Source organism: Pseudomonas sp. S2_B10 (genome assembly GCF_054668425.1).
The window spans coordinates 2,904,673-2,925,446 of record NZ_CP162768.1 but is presented as its reverse complement, the minus strand read 5'-3'; the positions used below and the strand labels follow the sequence as shown (position 1 = coordinate 2,925,446).

General features: G+C 57.4%; 20 protein-coding genes and 1 pseudogene. 13 read left to right on the top strand and 8 right to left on the bottom strand.

Annotated features, from left to right (window positions below; all coding sequences use genetic code 11):
* Positions 1-2: 2 nt before the first annotated feature.
* The 9 genes and pseudogenes from AB4O45_RS13190 to AB4O45_RS13150 all read left to right on the top strand — a co-directional run bounded on the left by AB4O45_RS13190 (position 3) and on the right by AB4O45_RS13150 (position 6,487).
* Positions 3-518 (top strand): RidA family protein, encoded by a 516-nt coding sequence (locus AB4O45_RS13190; RefSeq protein ID WP_460161484.1) that lies wholly within the window; start codon positions 3-5, stop codon positions 516-518.
* Positions 519-611: 93 nt separating this feature from the next.
* A complete protein-coding gene (locus AB4O45_RS13185) occupies positions 612-1,565 on the top strand; it encodes an alpha/beta fold hydrolase (RefSeq protein ID WP_160767950.1) in 954 nt (317 codons plus the stop codon).
* Positions 1,566-1,732: 167 nt separating this feature from the next.
* Entirely contained in the window at positions 1,733-2,269 is a 537-nt protein-coding gene (locus AB4O45_RS13180) for a carboxymuconolactone decarboxylase family protein (RefSeq protein ID WP_056854380.1), read from the top strand.
* A 110-nt stretch (positions 2,270-2,379) separates the two neighbouring features.
* Positions 2,380-2,922 carry a YkgB family protein gene (locus tag AB4O45_RS13175; RefSeq protein ID WP_460161483.1) on the top strand — a complete coding sequence of 181 codons (543 nt, stop codon included), beginning with the start codon at positions 2,380-2,382 and terminating at the stop codon, positions 2,920-2,922.
* 5 nt (positions 2,923-2,927) lie between these two features.
* Positions 2,928-3,203 (top strand): Rho-binding antiterminator, encoded by a 276-nt coding sequence (locus AB4O45_RS13170; RefSeq protein ID WP_160767952.1) that lies wholly within the window; start codon positions 2,928-2,930, stop codon positions 3,201-3,203.
* Between the two features lie 339 nt (positions 3,204-3,542).
* Positions 3,543-4,060: pseudogene (locus AB4O45_RS13165) on the top strand (N-acetyltransferase family protein).
* Positions 4,061-4,182: 122 nt separating this feature from the next.
* Positions 4,183-4,575, top strand: a complete 393-nt coding sequence (locus tag AB4O45_RS13160) for a DUF6957 family protein (RefSeq protein WP_460161482.1) — start codon at positions 4,183-4,185, stop codon at positions 4,573-4,575.
* Positions 4,576-4,829: 254 nt separating this feature from the next.
* Positions 4,830-5,756, top strand: a complete 927-nt coding sequence (locus AB4O45_RS13155; protein ID WP_041476539.1) for a LysR family transcriptional regulator — start codon at positions 4,830-4,832, stop codon at positions 5,754-5,756.
* Positions 5,757-5,860: 104 nt separating this feature from the next.
* Entirely contained in the window at positions 5,861-6,487 is a 627-nt protein-coding gene (locus tag AB4O45_RS13150) for a glutathione S-transferase family protein (RefSeq protein ID WP_076564722.1), read from the top strand.
* Positions 6,488-6,494: 7 nt separating this feature from the next.
* Here the strand turns inward: AB4O45_RS13150 and AB4O45_RS13145 are convergent, their stop codons facing one another.
* The 8 genes from AB4O45_RS13145 to AB4O45_RS13110 are packed head-to-tail and all read right to left on the bottom strand — an operon-like array spanning position 6,495 to position 15,483.
* Positions 6,495-7,625, bottom strand: a complete 1,131-nt coding sequence (locus tag AB4O45_RS13145) for a glycosyltransferase family 4 protein (RefSeq protein WP_056791080.1) — start codon at positions 7,623-7,625, stop codon at positions 6,495-6,497.
* Positions 7,626-8,756 carry a glycosyltransferase family 4 protein gene (locus tag AB4O45_RS13140; RefSeq protein WP_460161481.1) on the bottom strand — a complete coding sequence of 377 codons (1,131 nt, stop codon included), beginning with the start codon at positions 8,754-8,756 and terminating at the stop codon, positions 7,626-7,628.
* Entirely contained in the window at positions 8,740-10,107 is a 1,368-nt protein-coding gene (locus AB4O45_RS13135; protein ID WP_460161480.1) for a glycosyltransferase family 4 protein, read from the bottom strand. Before AB4O45_RS13135 ends, AB4O45_RS13140 begins: the two co-directional genes overlap by 17 nt.
* The gene (locus tag AB4O45_RS13130) at positions 10,104-11,357 is read right to left on the bottom strand and encodes an ABC transporter ATP-binding protein (protein ID WP_460161479.1); all 1,254 of its coding nucleotides are present in this window, start codon (positions 11,355-11,357) and stop codon (positions 10,104-10,106) included. The genes AB4O45_RS13135 and AB4O45_RS13130 overlap by 4 nt, the downstream gene beginning before the upstream one ends.
* Entirely contained in the window at positions 11,357-12,154 is a 798-nt protein-coding gene (locus tag AB4O45_RS13125; protein WP_236167826.1) for an ABC transporter permease, read from the bottom strand. The genes AB4O45_RS13130 and AB4O45_RS13125 overlap by 1 nt, the downstream gene beginning before the upstream one ends.
* Positions 12,155-13,597 carry a mannose-1-phosphate guanylyltransferase/mannose-6-phosphate isomerase gene (locus AB4O45_RS13120; RefSeq protein ID WP_056791065.1) on the bottom strand — a complete coding sequence of 481 codons (1,443 nt, stop codon included), beginning with the start codon at positions 13,595-13,597 and terminating at the stop codon, positions 12,155-12,157.
* Between the two features lie 3 nt (positions 13,598-13,600).
* Positions 13,601-14,572, bottom strand: a complete 972-nt coding sequence (gene gmd / locus AB4O45_RS13115; RefSeq protein WP_105704732.1) for a GDP-mannose 4,6-dehydratase — start codon at positions 14,570-14,572, stop codon at positions 13,601-13,603.
* Complete coding sequence (locus AB4O45_RS13110; RefSeq protein ID WP_460161478.1) at positions 14,569-15,483, bottom strand: GDP-mannose 4,6-dehydratase; 915 nt, start codon at positions 15,481-15,483, stop codon at positions 14,569-14,571. Before AB4O45_RS13110 ends, gmd begins: the two co-directional genes overlap by 4 nt.
* Before the next feature lie 426 nt (positions 15,484-15,909).
* Here AB4O45_RS13110 and AB4O45_RS13105 point away from each other — a divergent pair, with 426 nt between their 5' ends.
* The 4 genes from AB4O45_RS13105 to AB4O45_RS13090 are packed head-to-tail and all read left to right on the top strand — an operon-like array spanning position 15,910 to position 20,766.
* Entirely contained in the window at positions 15,910-17,487 is a 1,578-nt protein-coding gene (locus AB4O45_RS13105) for a glycosyltransferase (protein ID WP_460059709.1), read from the top strand.
* Positions 17,481-18,782, top strand: coding sequence for a glycosyltransferase (locus AB4O45_RS13100; protein ID WP_305381850.1), 1,302 nt, complete (start codon positions 17,481-17,483; stop codon positions 18,780-18,782). The genes AB4O45_RS13105 and AB4O45_RS13100 overlap by 7 nt, the downstream gene beginning before the upstream one ends.
* Positions 18,779-19,933, top strand: coding sequence for an acyltransferase family protein (locus tag AB4O45_RS13095; protein ID WP_095181180.1), 1,155 nt, complete (start codon positions 18,779-18,781; stop codon positions 19,931-19,933). Before AB4O45_RS13100 ends, AB4O45_RS13095 begins: the two co-directional genes overlap by 4 nt.
* On the top strand, positions 19,927-20,766 hold the full coding sequence (locus AB4O45_RS13090; RefSeq protein WP_460161477.1) for a class I SAM-dependent methyltransferase: 840 nt from the start codon (positions 19,927-19,929) through the stop codon (positions 20,764-20,766). The genes AB4O45_RS13095 and AB4O45_RS13090 overlap by 7 nt, the downstream gene beginning before the upstream one ends.
* Positions 20,767-20,774: the final 8 nt, after the last annotated feature.

Genomic DNA, 20,774 nt, shown 5'->3' with positions numbered 1-20,774 from the left:
TCATGAAGACACCTATATCATTGGAATTATCGCCCGACGCGCTAAGTGGCGACGAGATTGCTGAAAGACTGCGCTTGCTCGGCATTACGTTACCGGAGCCCCCTAAGCCGGTCGGTTCCTATAGTGCGGTGATGATTCGCAATGGCATAGGGGCTGTTTCTGGGCAGTTTCCTTTAGTTGACGGCAAACTTTTTCACCCTGGTGTGGTTGGCTTCCATATAAGTGAAGCCGATGGCTACGCCGCTGCAAGAGCGGCAGCTCTCAATGTTATCTCGCAAATTGAAACGGCCTTAGGTGGGTTTCAACGGTTTGGCGGGTTATTGCGTTTGGAAGGGTATGTTGCCAGTGCACAGGATTTCCTTGCACAGCCACATGTGCTGGATGGAGCGTCAGAGCTTTTTGTGTCTGTTTTTGGCCAGTCTCTTGGTAGCCATAGCCGGACGGCATTCTCTGTAACGCAGCTACCGCTTGGAGCATCTGTAGAACTAGCAGTGACCTTCGCAGTGACGAATGATTAATTGCAAGTTGTTGTAGCGCCACTGCTAAGGCAGATTATTATGGAGTTAAAACGTTGGTAGGCACTAAACTTAAAAGAAAATAGAGAGGGATTTATGAAGCTAAATATGAAATCTTTTTTGATTGCTGGTTTGGTTACTACATTAGGCTTGATCGCAAGTGTCGCTTCGGCGTCCCCGATTTTAAATCAAACCCGCCACCAGACTATTAATATCGATGGAGTAGAAGTTTTCTATCGCGAGGCAGGTGATAAGAGTGCTCCGACAGTTTTATTGCTGCACGGGTTTGGTGCATCCTCCCACATGTTTCGTGATTTAATTCCGAAATTGGCTACGAAGTACCATGTGGTCGCACCAGATTTACCGGGGTTTGGTTTGACTACAGTCGATCCTACAAGAAAGTTTATTTATAATTTTGATAATCTTGCAGGGGTAGTACAAAGGTTTACAGAAGCTAAAGCTTTAAACAAATATGCCATCTATGTTTTTGATTATGGTGCACCTGTAGGTTGGCGTCTTGCTGTTAAAAACCCTGAAAAAATCACAGCCATCATCACTCAAAATGGGAATGCCTACGAAGAAGGGCTTAGCCCAGGGTGGGCAGATATGCGTAAAGCCTGGGCGGATCCATCCCTTGAAAATCGCGAAGCGTTGCGAAAACTGAATACGCTGGAAATGACCAAGTGGCAGTACACCGAGGGAGTAAATGATCCTGCGCTTATCGCGCCTGAGAGCTACCTGTTGGCACAGGCAGCTGTGGAGCGTCTGGGCGTCGACATCCAACTCGACTTGATTATGAACTATGGCGAAAACATCAAGCAATATGCTGAGGTGCAAGAATACTTTAGAACTAGGCAGCCTGCCCTATTAGCGATCTGGGGAAAAAATGACCCTTTCTTCCTCCCCGCTGGTGCTGAGGCGTTCAAACGGGATATTCCGAATGCAGAAATCGTATTTCTCGATACCGGTCACTTTGCAATTGAAACTCATGGAGATGTAATTGCCGAGAGAATGCTTAATTTTCTTGGTAATAATTCGAAGAACTTGTAAGCGTAATAGTAATTTTTCTTCGCTCTGAATCCACCAATGTCGGTTTGAAAGCTGACATTGGAGATCGCCTGATCTCAGGCGTAATTATGAACGCCGCAGCATGATTAAACAGCCTCTTTAAAAAGAGGCGGCTGAGCGTTCACTCATGCATGACAAAAGGTAACTTTATGAATCGTTTGAATGTAACGGGCGTTGATGACGCGACCGGTCACTCTGCAGAAGTATTCGCCTCTATTAAGCGTGCTTTTGGTGGAGTGCCCAATGCTTTTCTAGTCGCAGGCACTAACAGCCCTCTCGCTTTGGAAGCCGCGCTCGCACTCGATAGTGCTCTACATAAGGGAAGTCTAAGCGTAAAGGAAATCGAGGTAATCAAACTCGCCGTCAGCCAGGCTTCAGGATGTGATTATTGCCTTGCAGCACATACTGTTATCGGGAAAGGTGCCGGTCTTAAGGACGACGAAATACTCGCGGCGCGCCACAATACGCCTTCTGGCAATTCCAAATTTGATGCTTTGTCGAAGTTCGCTAGAACGCTCGTTAGTACATCGGGTACCCTCGCGATCGAAGCCGTTAATACTGTCAAAGAAGTCGGTTATTCAGATCAGCAGATTGTGGATGTCGTGCTTGCTGTTTCAAGTATCACATTTACTAATTTAATTAACCGTATAAATGATACTCCGCTAGATTTTCCAGCGGTTAGCTGAAAATCAGTCGGTGCCGCACGGTCGCCGTGCGGCACTGATACCGGCGTTATTCTGCCTCGTGCAAAATTGTATCTTATTAGCAAATAAATATTTCTCCGTGAGTGTCTAAAATGACGAATCCACAGCTCAAGAATCAAACTTCATTATTTGGCATTGAGAAGTTGCGCGTTTGGGGCGACAAAATCATGCAGCTTAGTATTTATGGTTTATATTGTGCCTTAGCTGTAATCTATTTTTGGTTTGGCGGTATGAAGTTCACTCAATACGAAGCGCAAGGTTTAGTACCGCTTGTTAGCAACAGCCCGGTGGTAGGTTGGACATATGAAATGCTCAGCGTGGGTAATTTTTCTAGTGCGCTTGGTTATATAGAGGTCTTGATTGGAGCCCTTATCCTCGGTCGCATCGTATCACCAAAGATTTCATTGCTCGGTGGTGTGTTATCTGTTGGGATATTTTTAACCACGATAAGCTTTATGTTTTCTACTCCTGGAGTTATTGAGGAAGGCCTTGGTTTTCCCGCTATTACGGTTTCTCTTGGGCAGTTTTTGCTAAAGGATGTTGCACTTCTCGCAGTATCAATATTTATCGTCGGTCATTCACTTTCAGCACTCGAATCCAAAGATGATGGTTTCGTAATATTTGAAAACAGGTAATTGATATGACATATCAGCCACTGGACTGCGGTCTCTACGATTTTATTGAAATGGTCTGTATGCGACATAATTTGCTCGATGTGGAAATGTTAGACGGCCAACGTATAAAAGCACGAGCTTTAACTACAAAAACCTCCGCTTCCAAGGAAGAGTATCTTCAACTGGAGTCCCCGAATTTACTTCAAGAGGTGAGGTTGGATATGATATCTGCAATAACAGTTATGGACGAGGGGGCGGGTTATCAGCGAAAAGACTTCACTATAGGTTCTTGCGCCATCTGAATCATTGTGCTCAGGTTTAGTAGGTTTTTTAGAATAGGTGACAGCTTTATAAATTTCAGTCCTTATGATATTTTTTCATAAAATATCATTCCAGATGGCTGGGGCGATATGTAATTACGAGCCCGCTGGCGCGCACCAGACCGACCTGATTGCCGCGGATCAGCAAGTGAGTTATTGCCACGCTCAGATTGAGGACTTTAAGACGCAACTCTCCGGAGTCGCAGCGCATTTGCGGACAGCACAATTATCCAAACTGAAGGCTGTGCCTTAAGTCGTTCAGCCCTTCAAACGCGGTTCCTCAAGTGGCAGCAAGAAAAGATATGAATTATAAGGTGAGGGGTGCTTCACCCCACTGATGCCTTTGCCATCCAAGCCAATCTATGGACCAGTGGTTTCGGGCTCAGTCATCTCGTTCGCGTTGATACTACCGACTGTGAAAAAGATGCAAGCACGAATAGCCGCGACACTGCCAACGTATCCCTATCTGGTAGCCCTGGGTGGAAGGCAGCGTCGATGGATACGCTCACGCAAGCCAGCATCGAGCGAGAAACGCCCTGGTCGGTGCATGTCACCGTATATGTCGACCCGGCTTTGCACCGAAGGGAGGTGTGCTTTATAAGCAGCTTCTTCTAGGCCTAGAGAAACAAGGTTTTCATGTAGCCTATGCCGGCATTGCCTCACCCAACGCTGGAAGCACAGGTATCCATAACGCGCTCGGGCTAACTCAAATCGGCACCTACCCGGAGGTTGGTTTCAAGCACGGTCAATGGCAAAGCGTGGGCTATTGGCGCAAACCGCTTTGTGCGGTCACTCCGCTAACAGCAATCATCCCGTTCAGGGAGATAAAGGAAGAGTAGAGGAACAAGGTGTGAGATGACTTGACTACTTTTTGTCGCCATCAATACCAGGCTGTTCGCTGGGAGCTATGCTTAGTGATGATTAACGTTCGAGACGGTTTACCGACCCGCCGGAGGAATTAATGAATTTGGCGGCGTTTACCTTGCTGCTTTCCGCAGGCGAGACCATAGACGGGTGCCCGCTCACTGACTCAGATGCAGTGGCACTCGCAAATCTGCATTTTCCTTCCCGTGCCTATTGCCTTGTTGCGGATTGGGTAATCTTGGACCTAGAAGTTACAACACGTCAGCGAACTGCCATCGCCGCTAGAGGGCTTATCCCGGCCTTGGTTTACGCGTTGACTGTTATCCAAGATAGTAAAGGCCGTTTTGCACCTGGTGATTGGGTTAGATCAACGTTGGAGGTTTCCTTGTCCCAGAACTGCTTATTTGAGACGAAAAACACGGTTTATGTGCTCATGGGAGCCGGACGTAGGTTGCGTACAGATTTAGATATCGCACTGAGCTTGTGCTGAAGACAGCAGTTTATGGGCTCTCCCTTCATGGCTGCTTACTTCTAGCTCTTCGTGTCAAACTATGTTGTGAGCAATCGGGCCCTGTATTTCAAACGCAGCCCATCTGGGTCAATCTATGTTGCTGATGTCTTTATCCCGAATCATCCTACAGACCCCGATTTAGGCGAGGGTTTGTGTCAAACTATGTTGTTGCTACCCAGCTCCCACAATCGCAGCCTCGGCTGCGATTGTCGTATCCGCCGCCGAGGAACCCCATGGACCGCTTTCAGGAAATGCAGATCTTCGTTGTCGTCGCCCAGGAGCAAGGCTTTTCGGCGGCGTCGCGGCGTCTGGGTCTGTCGGCGGCGAGCGTCACCCGGGCGGTAGCGGCGCTGGAGCAGCATATCGGTACGCAGCTGCTGGTGCGTACCACGCGCACCGTGCATCTCACCGAAGCCGGGCAGCGTTATTTCGATGACTGCCGGCGGATTCTTGCCGAGGTGCAGGAGGCCGAGGATTCGGCGGCAGGCAGCCATGCCTTGCCGCGCGGGCAGTTGACGATTACTGCGCCGGTGCTGTTTGGCGATCTGTTCGTGACGCCAGTGATGGCCGATTACCTTTGTCGTTATCCGGATGTGTCGATCAACGCGTTGTTGCTGGACCGGGTCGTCAACATGGTCGAGGAGGGCATTGATGTCGCGGTACGCATCGGTGAGCTGCCGGACAGCAATCAGCATGCGATCCGAGTTGGGGAAGTGCGGCGGGTAATCTGCGCTTCGCCGGGGTTTCTGGCTGAACATGGCCGCCCGGAGCATCCGCAGGCCTTGGCCGGGCTGCCGGTGGTGGCGACGTCGGCGATCGGTCAGCAACGCAACTGGCCGTTTCTCGACGGCGGTGAAGCACTCAGTGTGCGCACCGAACCGCGCCTGACCGTCACGGCCAATCAGTCGGCGATCACTGCCGCGCGCAAAGGCCTGGGCCTGACGCGAGTGCTGTCGTATCAAGTGGCGGACAAAGTCGCGGCGGGGGAGCTGGAAATCGTCCTCGCCGAGTTTGAATTGCCACCGTTGCCGATCCATGTGGTGTATCAGGGCGGGCGCAAGGCACCGGCGCGGATCCGCAGTTTTGTCGACTTCGCCGTGAAGGCGCTGCGTGAGCATCCAGCCTTGAGTGCTGCGGCGTTATTGCACGAGATGAAATAATCGATTGCAGTGGCTGGTTATTCTGTTGTTCCGGCAACCCATAGATGATGACTCCATCGGCGCGCTCATTCCCGTAGCGACGTCATTTTTCAGCGGAGTCGACCATGCAAGCGATCAAACTCTACAACTTCCCACGTTCCGGTCACGCCCACCGCGTCGAGTTGATGCTGTCGCTGCTGCAACTGCCGACCGAGCTGATCTTCGTCGATCTGGCCAAAGGTGAGCACAAGCAGCCGCAGTACCTGGCGATCAACAGCTTTGGCCAAGTGCCGGCGATTGATGACAACGGCGTGGTGCTGGCCGATTCCAACGCGATTCTGGTTTATCTGGCGCAGAAATATGGCAACGGACGCTGGCTGCCGGCCGACCCGGTGGGCGCAGCGCATGTGCAGCGCTGGTTGTCGGCAGCGGCGGGACCGATTGCCTTTGGCCCGGCGGCGGCACGCCTGATCACGGTGTTTGGTGCGCAACTGAATGCCGAGGAAGTCATTGGCCGTGCGCACAATCTGCTCAAGGTCATGGAGCTAGAACTGGGCAAAACAGCGTATCTGGCGGGCGAAGAGCCGACCATCGCTGACGTGTCTGCCTACAGCTACATTGCGCATGCCCCGGAGGGCAATGTCTCGCTGGACGACTACGCCAACGTTCGCGCCTGGCTGGCACGGATCGAAGCGTTGCCGGGTTTTGTCGCAATGCCGCGCACGGTGGCCGGGTTGCAGAAAACCGCGTGACCTCCACTCAAGCGTAGGACAGAGCCTTTTCAGCCAGCAGTTCCTGATACAGCTCTGTCCACTTGCGACCCATCTCATCGGCGGTGAACAGCTGCCGATAGCGCGCTTCCGCTTTGACCCCCATCTCGGCAGCACGCTCAGGGTTGTCCCATAGCGTACGCATGGCTTCCCGAAAGGCCTGTGGATTGCTCGGCGGCACCACCAGTCCGGTTTCGTTGTGGATATTGATGAAACTGGTGCCGGTGCCGATTTCGCTGGAGATCATCGGTTTACCGTACATCGCGCCTTCGAGCAACGAAATCCCGAAAGCCTCGGAGCGCAGGTGCGAAGGAAAGACAATCGCATAGCTCAATTGCAGCAACGCCACTTTGTCCTCGTCACTCAGACGGCCGAGGAAATGAATATTGCGCAGGCCCAGCGCGGCGGCCTGTGCATGCAGTTCCTGCTCCAGCGGACCGGCACCGACAATCACCACGGGATAATCGATGTCTTTGAGCGCGTCGAGCAGGATGTGCAGACCCTTGTAATAACGCATCACCCCGACGAACAGAAAAAACTTATCCCCAAGCTGTTGGCGCCAGCGGTTCATGCGTTCGGTATCGGGCTGTGGATAACCTGCTTTATTCAGGCCGTAGGGGATAACGCGGGTCTTGTCCTGAAACTGCTGCAGCACATCGCTGGTGTGCAGATAGTTCGGCGATGCAGCAACGATGCGGTCGGCGCTGGCGAGGAAGCGATTCATCAGTGGCCGATAGAGCTTGAGCAGATGCTTTTGGCGAATGATGTCCGAGTGATAGGTGACCACGCTCGGCTTGTTCACGGCGCTGGCGAAATGCACCAGGTCCATGAACGGCCAGGGGAAGTGATAGTTGATCACGTCGGCTTCGGCGGCCAGCTCACGGAACTGATTGAACACACTCCAGGAAAACCCGGTCGAGGCGAACTGGATATCCAGCTTCGCCCGATGTACTTCGTGCTGACCCAGTTGCACCACGGGCGGTGTCGGATTGGTGCTGAGGGTCAGCACTTGCCCATCGATGCCATGCTGAGCGCCGCTTTCGCACAACTGAAAGATGACTTGTTCGATGCCGCCGACCGAATCGGGCAGGTACGTCTTGAAGAAATGAAGAACGCGCATTCAACCTCCCATGGCCTGGCGGTAGGCACCAGCCGTAGCCTGTGCACAACGTTGCCAGGAAAAAAGTGCCGCCTGCTGCAATCCCGCTTCGCGGCAGGCCTGCCAATGCAGCGAGTCGTCGATCAGCCGGCCCATTGCATCACGCAGACCCTCGGCATCGTCCGCTTCAATATAGTTGCCAGCCGCGCCAGCCACTTCCGGCATCGCCGAAGAACGGGTGGTCACCACCGGTGTGCCACTGGCCATGGCTTCCAGCACCGGCAAGCCAAAGCCCTCATACAACGACGGAAATATCAGCGCCCGGGCGCCGGCCAGCAGTTGCGCCAATTGCTCATCGGGCAGATAGCCGAGCAGGCACACGTGGCCGCTGGCCAATGCCTGGCGCAGTGGCTCGCTGAACTGCTCGCGCTGCCATCCGGCCATGCCTGCAATCAACAAGGGAAAGCGCTGGCGCACGGCGTCTGGCAGCAGGGCGTGGGCCTGCAACGCCAGGCTCAGGTTCTTGCGCGGCTCCAGGGTGCCGACACAGAGGAAATATTCCCGTGCCTGGACGGCGTGAGCCTTGAGCACACTGTCGATTTCCTCAAGTGGCCGGGGACGGAAGCGTTCGGACACACCCAACGGCGCCACAACGAATTGCTGTGCAGGGAGATTGAAATAGGTTTGCGCCTCGTCAGCGATCGCCTGCGAATCGGTCAGAATGACCCGCGCCTGCTCCACGCCGGCGGCCAGACGACGTTCGATCTCCCTCAGCCGTGCTGGCGGTTGGGTTTCTGGAAAATGCAGGTGCGTCAGATCATGCAGGGTGATCACGGTCGGGCCGTCGAAGGCCAGGGGCCACAGGCTCGGCTCGTGATAAAGATCGAGCCCTTGTGCACGTCCCTGATCAAAACGTTTCTGCTCCAGCCAGCGGCGCGCCTGATAGGCCCCGGGAATTTGCCGCAGCAATGGCGTCATGCGCGAGTAGCCGGGCATGGCTGCGGCCGGCAGGGCCGAACTCCAGCCCCATCCGTGAAACAGGCTTACGTCCACATCGGGTTCGCTGCGCAAGGCGTTGACCAGTTCGGCGACGTAGTGGCCAATGCCGGTGCGCGGCGCTTGCAGGATGCGGGCGTTAAGAGCAATGCGCATGCGGCCTCGCTTGCACGCGCAGGGCCTGCTGAACATGGGCAAGGCTGCGTGTCGCCAACTGCTCACTGGCCTCGCGCCAGCCGATCCAGCGCCAGTCAGCGACGTCGCGGGCGGCGGGAAACTGTCCGCTGCGTTGATAGGTTTCGATCAGATCGGCAAGGCTTTGTGGATCCAGCAGATCGAAGTAGGCCATGAAGTCGCCGCCGATCTCGCGAAACACAGCGATGTCGCTGCCCATTGCCGGCAAACCGCGCTGCATGGCTTCTACCAGCGGCAGGCCGAAGCCTTCGACGAACGAGGGGAAGACCAGCGCACTGGCCTGCGCGTATGCGTATTCAAGGCTGGTGTCGCTCAGATTATTGAACATGAACAGGCGCCGATTCAGTTCCGGATGATTGCGGATTCGCTCAAGCAGCGCCTCGCATTTCCAGCCGATACGCCCGGCGATGCACAAGCGTGCCGTCAAGCCGGCAGCCCAGGCGCGTTCGAAGGCGTCGAGCAGGTATCCATGGTTCTTGCGCGGCTCGATGGTGCTGACCATCAGAAATACCGGGCCGGATGCAGCGAACAGATCCTTGAGGCGTGGTTCGATCGTTGCCGCGCTGTGATGCAGGTCGAGCTCGGACCCCAGATAAAAGTAATCGAACCAGCGCTTTTCAGTCTGCTCGGCACCGATTCTGCGTTGCAATTCACCACGCACCTGATCACGCACCGTGGCGGAAATTGCCATGTAGCCGTCGGCCGTGCGGGTAATCCAGTCGAACCATTCATTGAAAACTTCGACCAGACGCGTGTCGTAAAACTGCGGATGCGTCAGCGGAATCAGGTCGTAGATCACCGCGATCATGCCGACGCCGTCGCGTTTGAGCTGCTCGACATGGGCGAAAAAGTCCGAGTGCCAGGATGAATCCAGCAGCACCAGTTGATCGCCCGGGTGGTGTTGAAGCGGCGAACAACGTTTAAGCAGCTGCCTGCGATTGATCCGTCTGACGAGCCGAATCGGCAGGCCGAGCACGGCAAACTGGGTCAACCGATAGCTGGCGTAAAGGAGCCGCCGCGCCAGTTTCGAAGTGCATAGCGCATCGCGGCGCTGATGCCACTGCCAGAAATGATGGGCGAGGCGCTCCAGGCGTTCACCGAAGGTTTCGAGGCTGTTCCAGAACGGTGTATCGAGTGGCGCCAGTTGCAGCACGCGGTAGAGCTGGCTATTGATCACCACCACCGGCATGCACTCGACGCCTTCAGCGCTGGCGGGCAACTGCTTGATGACATTGCGCACCACGCGCTGGATCCCCGAATTGATCTTGGGGTGTTTGAATACGTGAGTGCATTCGACCAGCAGGCGGGTCATGGCGCGCGCTCGACAGACAGGGCCTCGGTGTCGCGGCTGATGGTGGTTTTGGCGTCCAGCCAGGTACAGCCGACGAAGTCTTCCCGACGGCTGTTGATCACCTGGAACACCATCCCGTAGTCACGCCACTCGAAATTGCGATCCAGATGTGAGTCCAGACGCGACAGGCTCAGCGACACCGAATAGTTGCCTTTGCCCAGGCCCATGATGAAGGCGAAGCGATAGGTGAAGCGTTCACCGGCGCGCAGATCGGTCAATGCCTTGTTCAGCCGGTGGGTGTTGATGCCGTACATCATCTGGCCGAGGCGATCCTTGAGAATGAAGCCCAGCACCAGCCGTTCGATGTCCTTGCGCACTTCGACCTGCACTTCGAGCACTACCGGTTGGCCGACTTCGACAGCCTCAATGCTGCGCTGGTTTTCATCGAGCAGGCGTACGCTCAGAATCGCCGCCTCGCCGGTGCCGGAGACCGTTTGCACCTCGCCGCCGGCGAGCGTTTCCTGGCGTACTACCTGACCCTCACGTTCGGCCATCAGCGCATTGTAATAATCGAGAACCGGCTCCGGTTTGCCGCGCATGGCCACGCGCCCATCCTTGAGCAGGATCGCCGAGTCGCAAATCGACTGAATCGCGAAGCGATCATGGGACACGATCAATAACGTCGTGCCGGATTTGCGAAAGCTGCGGATGCGTTCGAAGCTCTTGTGCTGGAAATAGGCATCACCCACCGACAGCGCTTCGTCGACGATCAGGATGTCCGGGCGCCGGGCGGTGGCGACACTGAACGCCAGGCGCATCTGCATGCCACTGGAATAAGTGCGGACCGGGTGGTCGATCGCATCGCCAATTTCAGCGAAGTGCTCGATATCGGGCATCAGGGCCTGGATTTCTTCAAGCTGCATGCCCAACAACTGACCGGCCATGATTGCGTTCTGCCGACCGGTAAAGTCTGGGTGGAAACCCATGCCCAGCTCCAGCAGCGCTGCGACGCGCCCTTGCAATTCAATCTTGCCTTGGGTGGGTTGAGTGGTGCCGGTGATCATTTTCAGCAAGGTGCTTTTGCCTGCTCCGTTGGCGCCGACGATACCCACCGCTTCACCCGGAGCAATCTCGAATTCGACATCTTGCAGTACCCAGTGCTGTTGATGCCGAAGCGGCGAAAACGGAATCAGCCACTCGGCCAGCCGTGCCCAGCGGTTTGGGTATTGCTTATAGGCCTTGCCCAGGCCGGTGACGCGAATATGTCCCATCAGAGTTCATCCACCATTTCGCCGACGCGCTGGCGAAACAGCCGCAGACCGATCAGACAGAACACCACGCCAGTAATGAAAACCGGCAGCAGCGAACTCCATACCGGCCACTGACCGTAGAGAAACAGGTTCTGATAACTGCTGAACAGCTTGGTCAGCGGGTTGAGTTGCAGCAGGCGCTGCACCCATTCCGGCAGGATCGTGATCGGGTAGACGATCGGTGTCAGCCAGAACCAGAACTGCAGGCAGATGCCGAACAACTGGCCGACATCGCGAAAGAACACGTTCAACACGCCAAGGACCATACCCAGCCCGGCGCAGAACATCATTTGCAGAGCAATCAGCGGAATCAGCGCCAGCAAAGCCATTCCCGGCCAGCGCCCGGTGATCAGCAGAAAACCGAGAAACAGACTGATGATGATGGCGAAATTGATCCCGGCATTGATCAATACAATCACCGGCAGGCAGATCCTCGGGAAGCTGATTTTCTTCAGCAGGTTGGCGTTTTCCAGAAACATGTTCTGACTGCGCAGGGTTATTTCGGAAAACAGTCCCCAGGCCAGCAGACCAGCGCACAGGTAGACGCTGTAGGCCATGCTGTCGTCCACACCCGGTAAACGCGCGCGCATGATCTGGGAAAAGATCACCGTGTAGACAATGATCATCGACAGCGGATTGAAAATCGGCCATAGCGCGCCGAACAGCGAATTGCGATAACGCGCTTGAAACTCGCGCTGCACGCTGCCGAGGATGAATCCACGGTAGCTGTGCAGCGAGCGGTACAGGGAAAGCAGCATTCAGACCGTCCTGCCGTATTGATCTTCGAAGCGAACGATATCGTCCTCGCCCAGGTACTCGCCGCTTTGCACTTCAATGATGACCAGATCTATCACCCCGGGGTTCTCCAGGCGATGCTTGTGGCCGGCGGCAATGAACGTCGATTCGTTCTTGGCGACCAGAGTCGTGCCGGAACCGTTGTTGGTGACCTTGGCCATGCCTTCGACCACCACCCAGTGCTCGTTGCGGTGATGGTGCATCTGCAACGACAATTTGCCACCGGGTTTGACCACGATGCGCTTGATCTTGAAGCGCGGGCCTTCTTCAAGAACGGTGTAGGTGCCCCAGGGCCGGCTGACGGTGCGGTGCAGGCGATAGGCTTCGTGGGATTTGTCCTTGAGCTGCTTGGCGACGCGCCGCACATCCTGAGCGCGGTCGGCATGGGCCACGAGCACCGCGTCGGCGGTGTCGACGATGATCAGGTTATCCACACCGACGGTCGCCACCAGCCGGCCTTCGCTCTGCACGAAGTTGTTGTGGCTGTCGATGAAGATCGCTTCGCCGCTGGCGCGGTTGTTATCAGCATCGGCGGGAATCAGCGCGGCGACCGCGTTCCACGAACCGATGTCGCTCCAATCGAAACCGGCGGGCACTACCACGACTTTTTCCGAGCGCTCCATCAATGCGTAATCGATGGAGATGTCAGTGATCTCGGCAAACAGGGTCGACGACAACTCCTGTTGCAGGCAGCCGACCGTTTCGACCGGTGCGCTGACGGCCATGCAGGCGCGGGTCTGTTCCAGCAACTCGGGTGCGTGCAGTTGCAGTTCGGCAATGAGCGTCGCGGTGGTGAAGCAGAACATCCCCGAATTCCACAGGAAGTTGCCGCTCTCCAGGTAATGCGTGGCGGTCTGCAGGTCGGGTTTCTCGACGAAGCGCTGCACCTTGGCCGCGCCTCTGGCGTCCAGCGGCGCACCGGTTTCGATATAGCCGAAGCCGGTTTCCGGCGCGGTAGGGACCACGCCGAAGGTCACCAGATAACCGTCCTTCGCCAGATTCACTGCGTGCTCGACCGCACACTTCAAGGCGTCCTGATTGACGATCAAATGATCCGCCGGCATCACCACCATGATTGCGTCGTCACCATGCAGCGCCTGCAATGACAGCGCTGCCGCTGCGATCGCCGGTGCGGTATTGCGCCCGCTCGGCTCCAGCAGAAAGTGCCCGCGATGGCGCGACACCTGCGCCGCGCAATAGTGATCCTTGCTCTGGAAGTAATACTCGCGGTTGGTCACCGTGACGATGTCGCCCCAGCCGTCCAGCAACGCCGCCGCTCGCTGGTAGGTCTTGCCCAGCAGCGACTGGCCGTCGGGCAGGGTCATGAACGGCTTGGGGTGGCCCTCACGGGACACCGGCCACAAACGGGTGCCGGCACCGCCGGACAGAATCACCGGAATCAGCATGGCCTACTCCTTGGCGACGCGTTTCATGTCCGCATCCATCATCATGCGGATCAAGGTATCCAGGTCGGTTTTCGGTTTCCAGCCCAGCACACGCTGGGCCTTGGCCGGGTTGCCGAGCAGCACTTCGACTTCGGCCGGGCGGAAAAACGCCGGGTCGATCTTCACGTAATCGCGGTAGTTCAGGCCGACGTGATCGAAGGCAATGCGGCACATCTCGCGCACGGTGGTGGTGACGCCCGTGGCGACCACAAAATCGTCGGGTTTGTCCTGTTGCAGCATCAACCACATGGCTTCGACGTAATCGCCGGCAAAACCCCAATCGCGCTTGGCGTCAATGTTGCCAAGCGCCAACTCGTGCTGTTTGCCCTGCTTGATGCGCGCGGCGGCGTCGGTGACTTTGCGTGTGACGAACTCAATACCGCGCAACGGTGATTCATGGTTGAAGAGGATGCCGCTGCTGGCGTGCAGGTTGAAGCTTTCGCGGTAGTTGACGGTGATCCAGTGGCCGTAGAGCTTGGCCACCCCGTAAGGGCTGCGTGGATAGAACGGGGTGTTTTCGTCCTGCTGCTCTGCCTGGATCAGGCCGAACATTTCGCTGGTCGAGGCCTGATAGAAGCGCGTGTGCGGGCTGAACTGGCGAATCGCTTCGAGCAGGTGCGTCACGCCCAGCCCATCGACGATGCCGGTGGTCACCGGTTGATCCCAGGAGGCGGCGACAAAACTCTGTGCGGCGAGGTTGTAGACTTCGTCCGGTGCCGATTTGATTACCGCACGCTGCACCGAGCAGGCATCGGCCATGTCGCCGTCGAGGTAGACAATGTCGGCTTCGACACCCATCTCGCGCAGGCGCCAGCGTGAATCGCTGCTGCGTCGAGCAACGAGGCCGTGAACCTTGTAACCCTTGTCCAGCAGCAGTTTGGCCAGATAGGCGCCATCCTGGCCCGTGATCCCGGTAATCAGTGCACTTTTTGTCATTCTTGTCGTACTCGCATCTCCCAGTCGGACAGGATCGCCCGCAGGGATTGTTGTGTGGTGATGGCTGGCACCCATCCTGTGGCGTTGGCCAGTTTTGCGTGGCTGCCGCAGACGCGGCGCTGGTCGGCGCGACGCATGCGCGCCGGATCCGGCACCAGTTCAACGTCGACTTCGGCCAGATCGGCCAATTGCTCGATCAGGCTGCGAATGCTTTGCTCGCGGCCCGAGCAGATGTTGTAGACCTGCCCCGGTGTGCCGTTTTCCAGCAATGCGAAGTACGCGCGAATCACATCGCCGACATCGAGGAAATCGCGGGTCACGTCGATATCGCCGACTTGCAGTTGCGGTGCTTGCAGGCTCTGTTTGATGCGGCAGATCTGCCGGGCTGCGCTAGCGATGACGAAGCTGTCTTTCTGCCCGGTGCCGATGTGGTTGAACGGACGCGCCACCAGCACCGGCCAGCCTTCACTCAGGCCCCATTGCAAGCTGAGGAACTCCGCTGAAAGTTTGCTCACCGCGTAAGGATTGCGCGGCAGCGGCGGTTGTTGCTCGGTGATCGGCAGGTGCTGCTCGCCGACTTGCCCGTAAACGTCGCCGGAGCTGACGTACAGGAAAGTGCCGGCAAAGCCGCGAGCCTTGAGCGCCTGCAACAGGTTGAGGGTGCCGAAAAGATTGATATCGAGGGTGCGGGCCGGGTCACGAAAGGCTTCCGGCACGAAGGTCTGTCCGGCCAGATGAATGACTGCATCCGGCATCTCGGGCCAAAGGTCGATGAGGCTGTCGGCGTTCGTAAGGTCGTAGGCCGATGCGGCAGGCAGCAGCGCCCACGACGATCCCGGCGAAGCCAGACGAGACTGAATGTGTTGTCCCACGAAGCCGCTGAGGCCCGTGACGAACAGACGTTTTTTCAAACAGCGACCCCTTGGTCATGACTCGCGCCGCTTTCCCGGATGCTTTTGGGATAAGTCTGAAATACAGCGGGGAATATCCGCGCAAACAGCAGGCGAAGCCGTTGTTGTAGTTGTTTGGTTGCCAATCTGTGCCAATTGCTCGGCAATTTCAACCGGGCAAACCGTGACTGGTCAGTTCTCGTCAGCATAGTCCGATTTATTCTCGCCCGGCGGTTCCCGGACTCGCGATGGATGTGTTTAGAATGGCCTTCGTCGCGAGTTGGCCGATTGTTTTCCGGACGCCGCGACGCGGGGTGAAACTGACCACTAAAACAAGAACAGAGACGTGCCCGATGATGACGGACGAGTGCCGGCCCTGCCGACCCGATCCGACGCGCGGCCGTCATAGCATGAAGTCGCCGGGATGGCGCTTCATCGTGGGATGCCATGAATTTCATTCTCTACTCGGACGTCAACGACAGCTCCATCAGTGCCAGTCTGGGGCGTCCGGAATACAGCTATTACTTTGTCCTCAAAGCCTATCGCCCGGTGCTGGAAAGCCTGGGGCGCGTGCACGTGGCCGGATCTGTCGCCGACGTCGATGTGATTTACCGGCAATTGCTCGCCGCAGGTGAAGACACTGTGTTCCTGTCCTTCACCCCACCGCAGAAGACCCCGGTTGATCTGGAATGCCCGACGATTTGCGTGGTGGCCTGGGAGTTCGATTCGATCCCCGATGAACAGTGGGACGACGATCCGCGTCAGGACTGGACACGCATGCTCGCACGCCACGGCCGGGTCATCACTCTGTCGAGCCACACGGCAACGGCCATCCGCCGCGCCATGGGCGAAGCGTTCCCGGTGCTGGTTTTGCCGACGCCGTTGTGGGACAGCTTCGCAACGATTCGTCAGCAACACCAACCCATGCCGGTCAATCCCGGGACTGCACTGGCGATCAAGGGCTGTATTTTCGATTCGCGCACCCTCGGCCTGTCAGCCGATGCGCTGATCCCAACGCCAATCAGCCCTGAAGAGCAGGCTGCACTGGCCGCAGCAATTGAAGCCGCGCGCCCGCCACCGTTGACGTTCAAACGCCGACTGGTCATTGCTCGACATTATCTGCGCCTGTGGGCACTGGACTTGGGACGCGAACAGACGGAACCGGTGCCGCGGGTGAAATTTCTGCACAACTGGTACTGGGAGGGCATTCGCGATCTGCTGCCGGACGCGTTGCATGGCTGGCTGCAACAGCGTTGGCCTGAGGTGTGCGGCGCTGCGCCGGTGCCCGTGATCGAACCGGCGCCACTCGATCTGCCGGACACCTCATCGGTGGTCGAAACCACAGTCGAGGGTGTGGTGTACGTCTCGGTATTCAATCCCAAGGATGGCCGCAAGAACTGGCATCGACTGATCAGCGCATTCTGCTGGGCGTTCCGCGAAACGCCCGACGCGACGCTGGTGCTCAAGATTACCCAGAATGATCTGGCGTCCTATTACAGCGAGTTGATGACCCTGCTGGCGCAACTCACGCCGTTCGCCTGTAGGGTCGTGGTGATGCACGGTTACCTCGACGACGCGCAGTACGCCAGGCTCTATCAGGCGGCCAGTTTCTACGTCAACGCGTCACGCTGCGAAGGGCTGTGCCTGCCCTTGATGGAGTTCATGTCCAGCGGTAAACCGGTGATCGCCCCCGATCACACGGCGATGGAAGATTACATCGATGACTCGGTGGCGTTCGTGGTCAGGTCCAGTGAAGAGCTGACGATCTGGCCGCAGGACACGCGGATCATCTACCGCACGCTGCGGCACCGCCCCGACTGGGGCTCGCTGAAAAACGCCTACGAAAACAGCTATCGAATGGCCAAGGCCCAGCCGCAGGAGTATCAGCGGATGTCTGCCGCCGCCGTCGCGCGCATGCAGCAATACTGCGCCTTCGCGCCGGTGCGCAAACGGCTCGCGGAGTTCTTTGCGCTGACAGCAGGCCCCAACGATGCTGCGCCTGTGACGGATAACGCCTCATGCTGATCATCATTCATTCGGAAACCAACCGGCACACCATTGCGCAGAACCTCGGGCGTTCGGAGTACAGCTATTACTTCGTGCTCAAGGAGTATCGCCCGGTGCTCGAACGCATCGGTCGGGTCGTGGAAGTGGCCGATCCGCAGACGGAAGTCGATGCTCTGTATCTGGAGTGTCTGAGCCGTGGCGAGCCCTGCGTGTTTCTGTCGTTCTCGCCGCCGCATCGCACTCCCGTTCAGCTGGCCTGTCCGACGCTGCCGGTGTTTGCGTGGGAGTTCAGCACGATCCCCAATGAAGCCTTCGCGGGCGAGCCGCGCAATGACTGGCGTAGCGTCTTGCATGCCTGTGGCGCAGCGATCACCCACTCCAGCTACACGGTCAATGCCGTGCACGAGGCGATGGGTGCCGAGTACCCGATCGTCGCGGTGCCGGCGCCGGTCTGGGACCGCTTTGCTGCCCGTGGCGCGAAAATGCCCGAGCAAGCCCTGGCCACCGCCTACAGCCTGACGATCAAAGGGCTGGTCGCGGACAGCCGCACCCTCAATCTGAATGCATTCGGGCCGGCGCACCTGCGCAGCGGCGACGGCATCGACTTCGCCGCGCCGGCCTCCGAGCAGACGCTGGTGCTTGACGGCGTGGTTTATACCTCGGTGTTCAATCCCGGTGACGGGCGCAAGAACTGGGAAGACATGCTCAGCGCTTTTTGCGTTAGTTTTCGCGATGTCGAAGACGCGACGCTGGTGCTCAAGCTCACTCACCACGACGCCGAAGAAGCGCTCAGCGATATCCTCCATCATTTGTACAAAAACCAGTCTTACCGTTGCCGCATCGTTCTGATCTACGGTTACCTCGCCGATCCGGACTACGAGCAACTGGTGCAGGCCACGCGGTACGTGGTCAACACCTCCTACGGCGAAGGTCAGTGTCTGCCGCTGATGGAATTCATGTCCTGCGGCAAGCCGGCGGTGGCGCCGCGTACCACGGCGATGATCGATTACCTGAGCACGGAAAATGCCTTTCTCATCGAGTCCACCGACGAGCTGACAGCCTGGCCCCACGACCCGCGCAAAGCCTTCCGAACCCTGCGTTATGTGACCAACTGGAGCTCATTGTGCGAGGCCTATCGGGCCAGTTACGACGTCGCGAAAAACCAGCCGCAGCGCTATGCCGAGATGTCGGCGCAGGCAGTCGTAAGTTTGCAGGCGTTCTGCAGCCAGACTGTGGCTGAACAGCGTTTGCGAGGGTTTCTGACGCAGTTGTTCGAGCATCGTGCGCCTGCTTTGGAAGCTCCCCAAGCATGAACGCCAAGCGCATCATGGACGTTGAAGTCCTGCGTGCGGTCGCGGTGCTCGCGGTGTTGTTCCACCATTTGCCGGACAATCTGTTCACTGACCCGGTGCCGTCGCTTGCCCGGATCCACGAATGGGCGCAGACGTGGTGGGGCGTCGACCTGTTTTTTGCGATCTCCGGTTTTGTCATCGCCCGCAGCTTGATCCCGGTGCTGCAAGGCTGCACGACGGGCCAGGAGCGCTGGCAACAGGTGCGCCATTTCTGGCTGCGCCGGGCTTTTCGCCTGTTGCCTTCGGCCTGGTTATGGCTGGCGGTGATCCTGCTGGCCTGTGTGTTTTTCAACCGGTCCGGTGCGTTCGGTACGCTGTCCGCCAATCTTCAGGCGACCTTGGCCGGGGTACTGCAATACGCCAATTTCCGCTTCGCCGACAGCTTTTTCCAATACGAATACGGCAGCAGTTTCGTCTACTGGAGCCTGGCGCTGGAGGAGCAGTTCTACCTGCTCTTTCCGTTGCTGATCCTGTTGTTTCGCCGACACCTGGTCTGGGCATTGCTGGCGCTGGTGGCGGTGCAGATTCTGACTGTGCGCACGCCTTTGCTGATGGTAGTACGCACCGATGCGCTGGCCCTTGGCGTGCTGTTGGCGATGTGGAGTGCGCAGCCGGGTTTTCAGCGCTGGCAGCCCTCGTTCTTGCGCCGACCATGGCTTGGCATTTCAGCGTTGATGGTCATTGGAGCGCTGTTGAGCTTCATGGCCACCGACCGTTTTACCCTGGCCAATTATCGGATCGGTTCGATCGCCGTGCTCAGTGCGCTGCTGGTCTGGATCGCCTCGTACAACTGTGACTACCTGATGCCTGCCGGACGCTTGCAGCGGTTGCTGGCATGGATCGGCAGCCGCTCCTACGGTATCTACCTCATTCACATTCCGGCGTATCTATTGGTGCGTGAACTGATCTTTCGCTTGCAGAGCAGTGGCCTGCCGAGCCCCGCCGGACATCCCATCCTTACGATGCTGATTGCCTTCGTCCTGATCGCGGTGCTCAGCGAACTCAACTACCGCTTGATCGAAATGCCGATGCGCAATCGCGGTGCTGCGCTGGTCAAGCGCCTCGGTTCCTCCCGAATTGCTGTTACCTCACCCGGAGCCACCTCATGCTGAGCTTTTTGAAGAAACTCTCGGCGACAACGCCTGCGCAAACTGCGGCAGAACCGGTCGCTGCGGTTGCCGACAAGGTTGATCCGTACTCGCTCGGCCTTTACGACGCGAAACTCAGCGGCTGGTACAACCAGGCGACCCACGAGCTGTACACGGGATTCCCTGTGAGTGCCGACGATACGTTGCTTGATGTCGGCTGCGGTGATGGCGGCAATGTGCACTTCTGCGGTATGCGTGGGGCGAAGATCATTCTTGCCGATATCGATGCGGCCAAGGTCGAGGCCACGCGCCGGCGTCTGAGCGACACCCCGGCCCGGGACATCGAATGCCACGTTACCGACTGCAACCCGCTACCGATTGCCGAGGCAACGGCGACGCGCGTGGTCTGCACCGAAGTTATCGAACACGTTGACGATCCTGCGCAGTTTCTTGCCGAACTGGTACGGGTTGGCAAACCGGGTGCGTTGTATCTGCTGAGCGTGCCGCATCCCAGCTCCGAGGACCTGCAAAAGGACATCGCCGCGCCGGAGTATTTCCAGAAACCCAACCACATACGCATCATCAGCGAAGACCAGTTCAAGACGATGGTCAGCGAGGCCGGGCTGGAGATCATCAGCCACAGCCAATATGGCTTCTACTGGTCGATGTGGATGATGTTGTTCTGGGAAGCCAAAGTCGATCTCAGCAACCCCGATCACCCGATGCTCGAGCACTGGGCCAATACCTGGCAAGCGGTGCTGGATTCCCCGCGCGGCGCGCAGATCAAGCAGGCGCTGGATGCGGTGGTGGCCAAGAGTCAGGTGATTATCGCGCGCAAGCCTGCGGCATCCCTGTAGGCGCTACG

What these genes read in the sequence shown, in the direction of transcription:
- AB4O45_RS13190 (WP_460161484.1), top strand. Translation starts at nt 3, where the DNA reads ATGAAGACACCTATATCATTGGAATTATCGCCCGACGCGCTAAGTGGC.
- AB4O45_RS13185 (WP_160767950.1), top strand. Translation starts at nt 612, where the DNA reads ATGAAGCTAAATATGAAATCTTTTTTGATTGCTGGTTTGGTTACTACA.
- AB4O45_RS13180 (WP_056854380.1), top strand. Translation starts at nt 1,733, where the DNA reads ATGAATCGTTTGAATGTAACGGGCGTTGATGACGCGACCGGTCACTCT.
- AB4O45_RS13175 (WP_460161483.1), top strand. Translation starts at nt 2,380, where the DNA reads ATGACGAATCCACAGCTCAAGAATCAAACTTCATTATTTGGCATTGAG.
- AB4O45_RS13170 (WP_160767952.1), top strand. Translation starts at nt 2,928, where the DNA reads ATGACATATCAGCCACTGGACTGCGGTCTCTACGATTTTATTGAAATG.
- AB4O45_RS13160 (WP_460161482.1), top strand. Translation starts at nt 4,183, where the DNA reads ATGAATTTGGCGGCGTTTACCTTGCTGCTTTCCGCAGGCGAGACCATA.
- AB4O45_RS13155 (WP_041476539.1), top strand. Translation starts at nt 4,830, where the DNA reads ATGGACCGCTTTCAGGAAATGCAGATCTTCGTTGTCGTCGCCCAGGAG.
- AB4O45_RS13150 (WP_076564722.1), top strand. Translation starts at nt 5,861, where the DNA reads ATGCAAGCGATCAAACTCTACAACTTCCCACGTTCCGGTCACGCCCAC.
- AB4O45_RS13145 (WP_056791080.1), bottom strand. Translation starts at nt 7,625, where the DNA reads ATGCGCGTTCTTCATTTCTTCAAGACGTACCTGCCCGATTCGGTCGGC.
- AB4O45_RS13140 (WP_460161481.1), bottom strand. Translation starts at nt 8,756, where the DNA reads ATGCGCATTGCTCTTAACGCCCGCATCCTGCAAGCGCCGCGCACCGGC.
- AB4O45_RS13135 (WP_460161480.1), bottom strand. Translation starts at nt 10,107, where the DNA reads ATGACCCGCCTGCTGGTCGAATGCACTCACGTATTCAAACACCCCAAG.
- AB4O45_RS13130 (WP_460161479.1), bottom strand. Translation starts at nt 11,357, where the DNA reads ATGGGACATATTCGCGTCACCGGCCTGGGCAAGGCCTATAAGCAATAC.
- AB4O45_RS13125 (WP_236167826.1), bottom strand. Translation starts at nt 12,154, where the DNA reads ATGCTGCTTTCCCTGTACCGCTCGCTGCACAGCTACCGTGGATTCATC.
- AB4O45_RS13120 (WP_056791065.1), bottom strand. Translation starts at nt 13,597, where the DNA reads ATGCTGATTCCGGTGATTCTGTCCGGCGGTGCCGGCACCCGTTTGTGG.
- gmd (WP_105704732.1), bottom strand. Translation starts at nt 14,572, where the DNA reads ATGACAAAAAGTGCACTGATTACCGGGATCACGGGCCAGGATGGCGCC.
- AB4O45_RS13105 (WP_460059709.1), top strand. Translation starts at nt 15,910, where the DNA reads ATGAATTTCATTCTCTACTCGGACGTCAACGACAGCTCCATCAGTGCC.
- AB4O45_RS13100 (WP_305381850.1), top strand. Translation starts at nt 17,481, where the DNA reads ATGCTGATCATCATTCATTCGGAAACCAACCGGCACACCATTGCGCAG.
- AB4O45_RS13095 (WP_095181180.1), top strand. Translation starts at nt 18,779, where the DNA reads ATGAACGCCAAGCGCATCATGGACGTTGAAGTCCTGCGTGCGGTCGCG.
- AB4O45_RS13090 (WP_460161477.1), top strand. Translation starts at nt 19,927, where the DNA reads ATGCTGAGCTTTTTGAAGAAACTCTCGGCGACAACGCCTGCGCAAACT.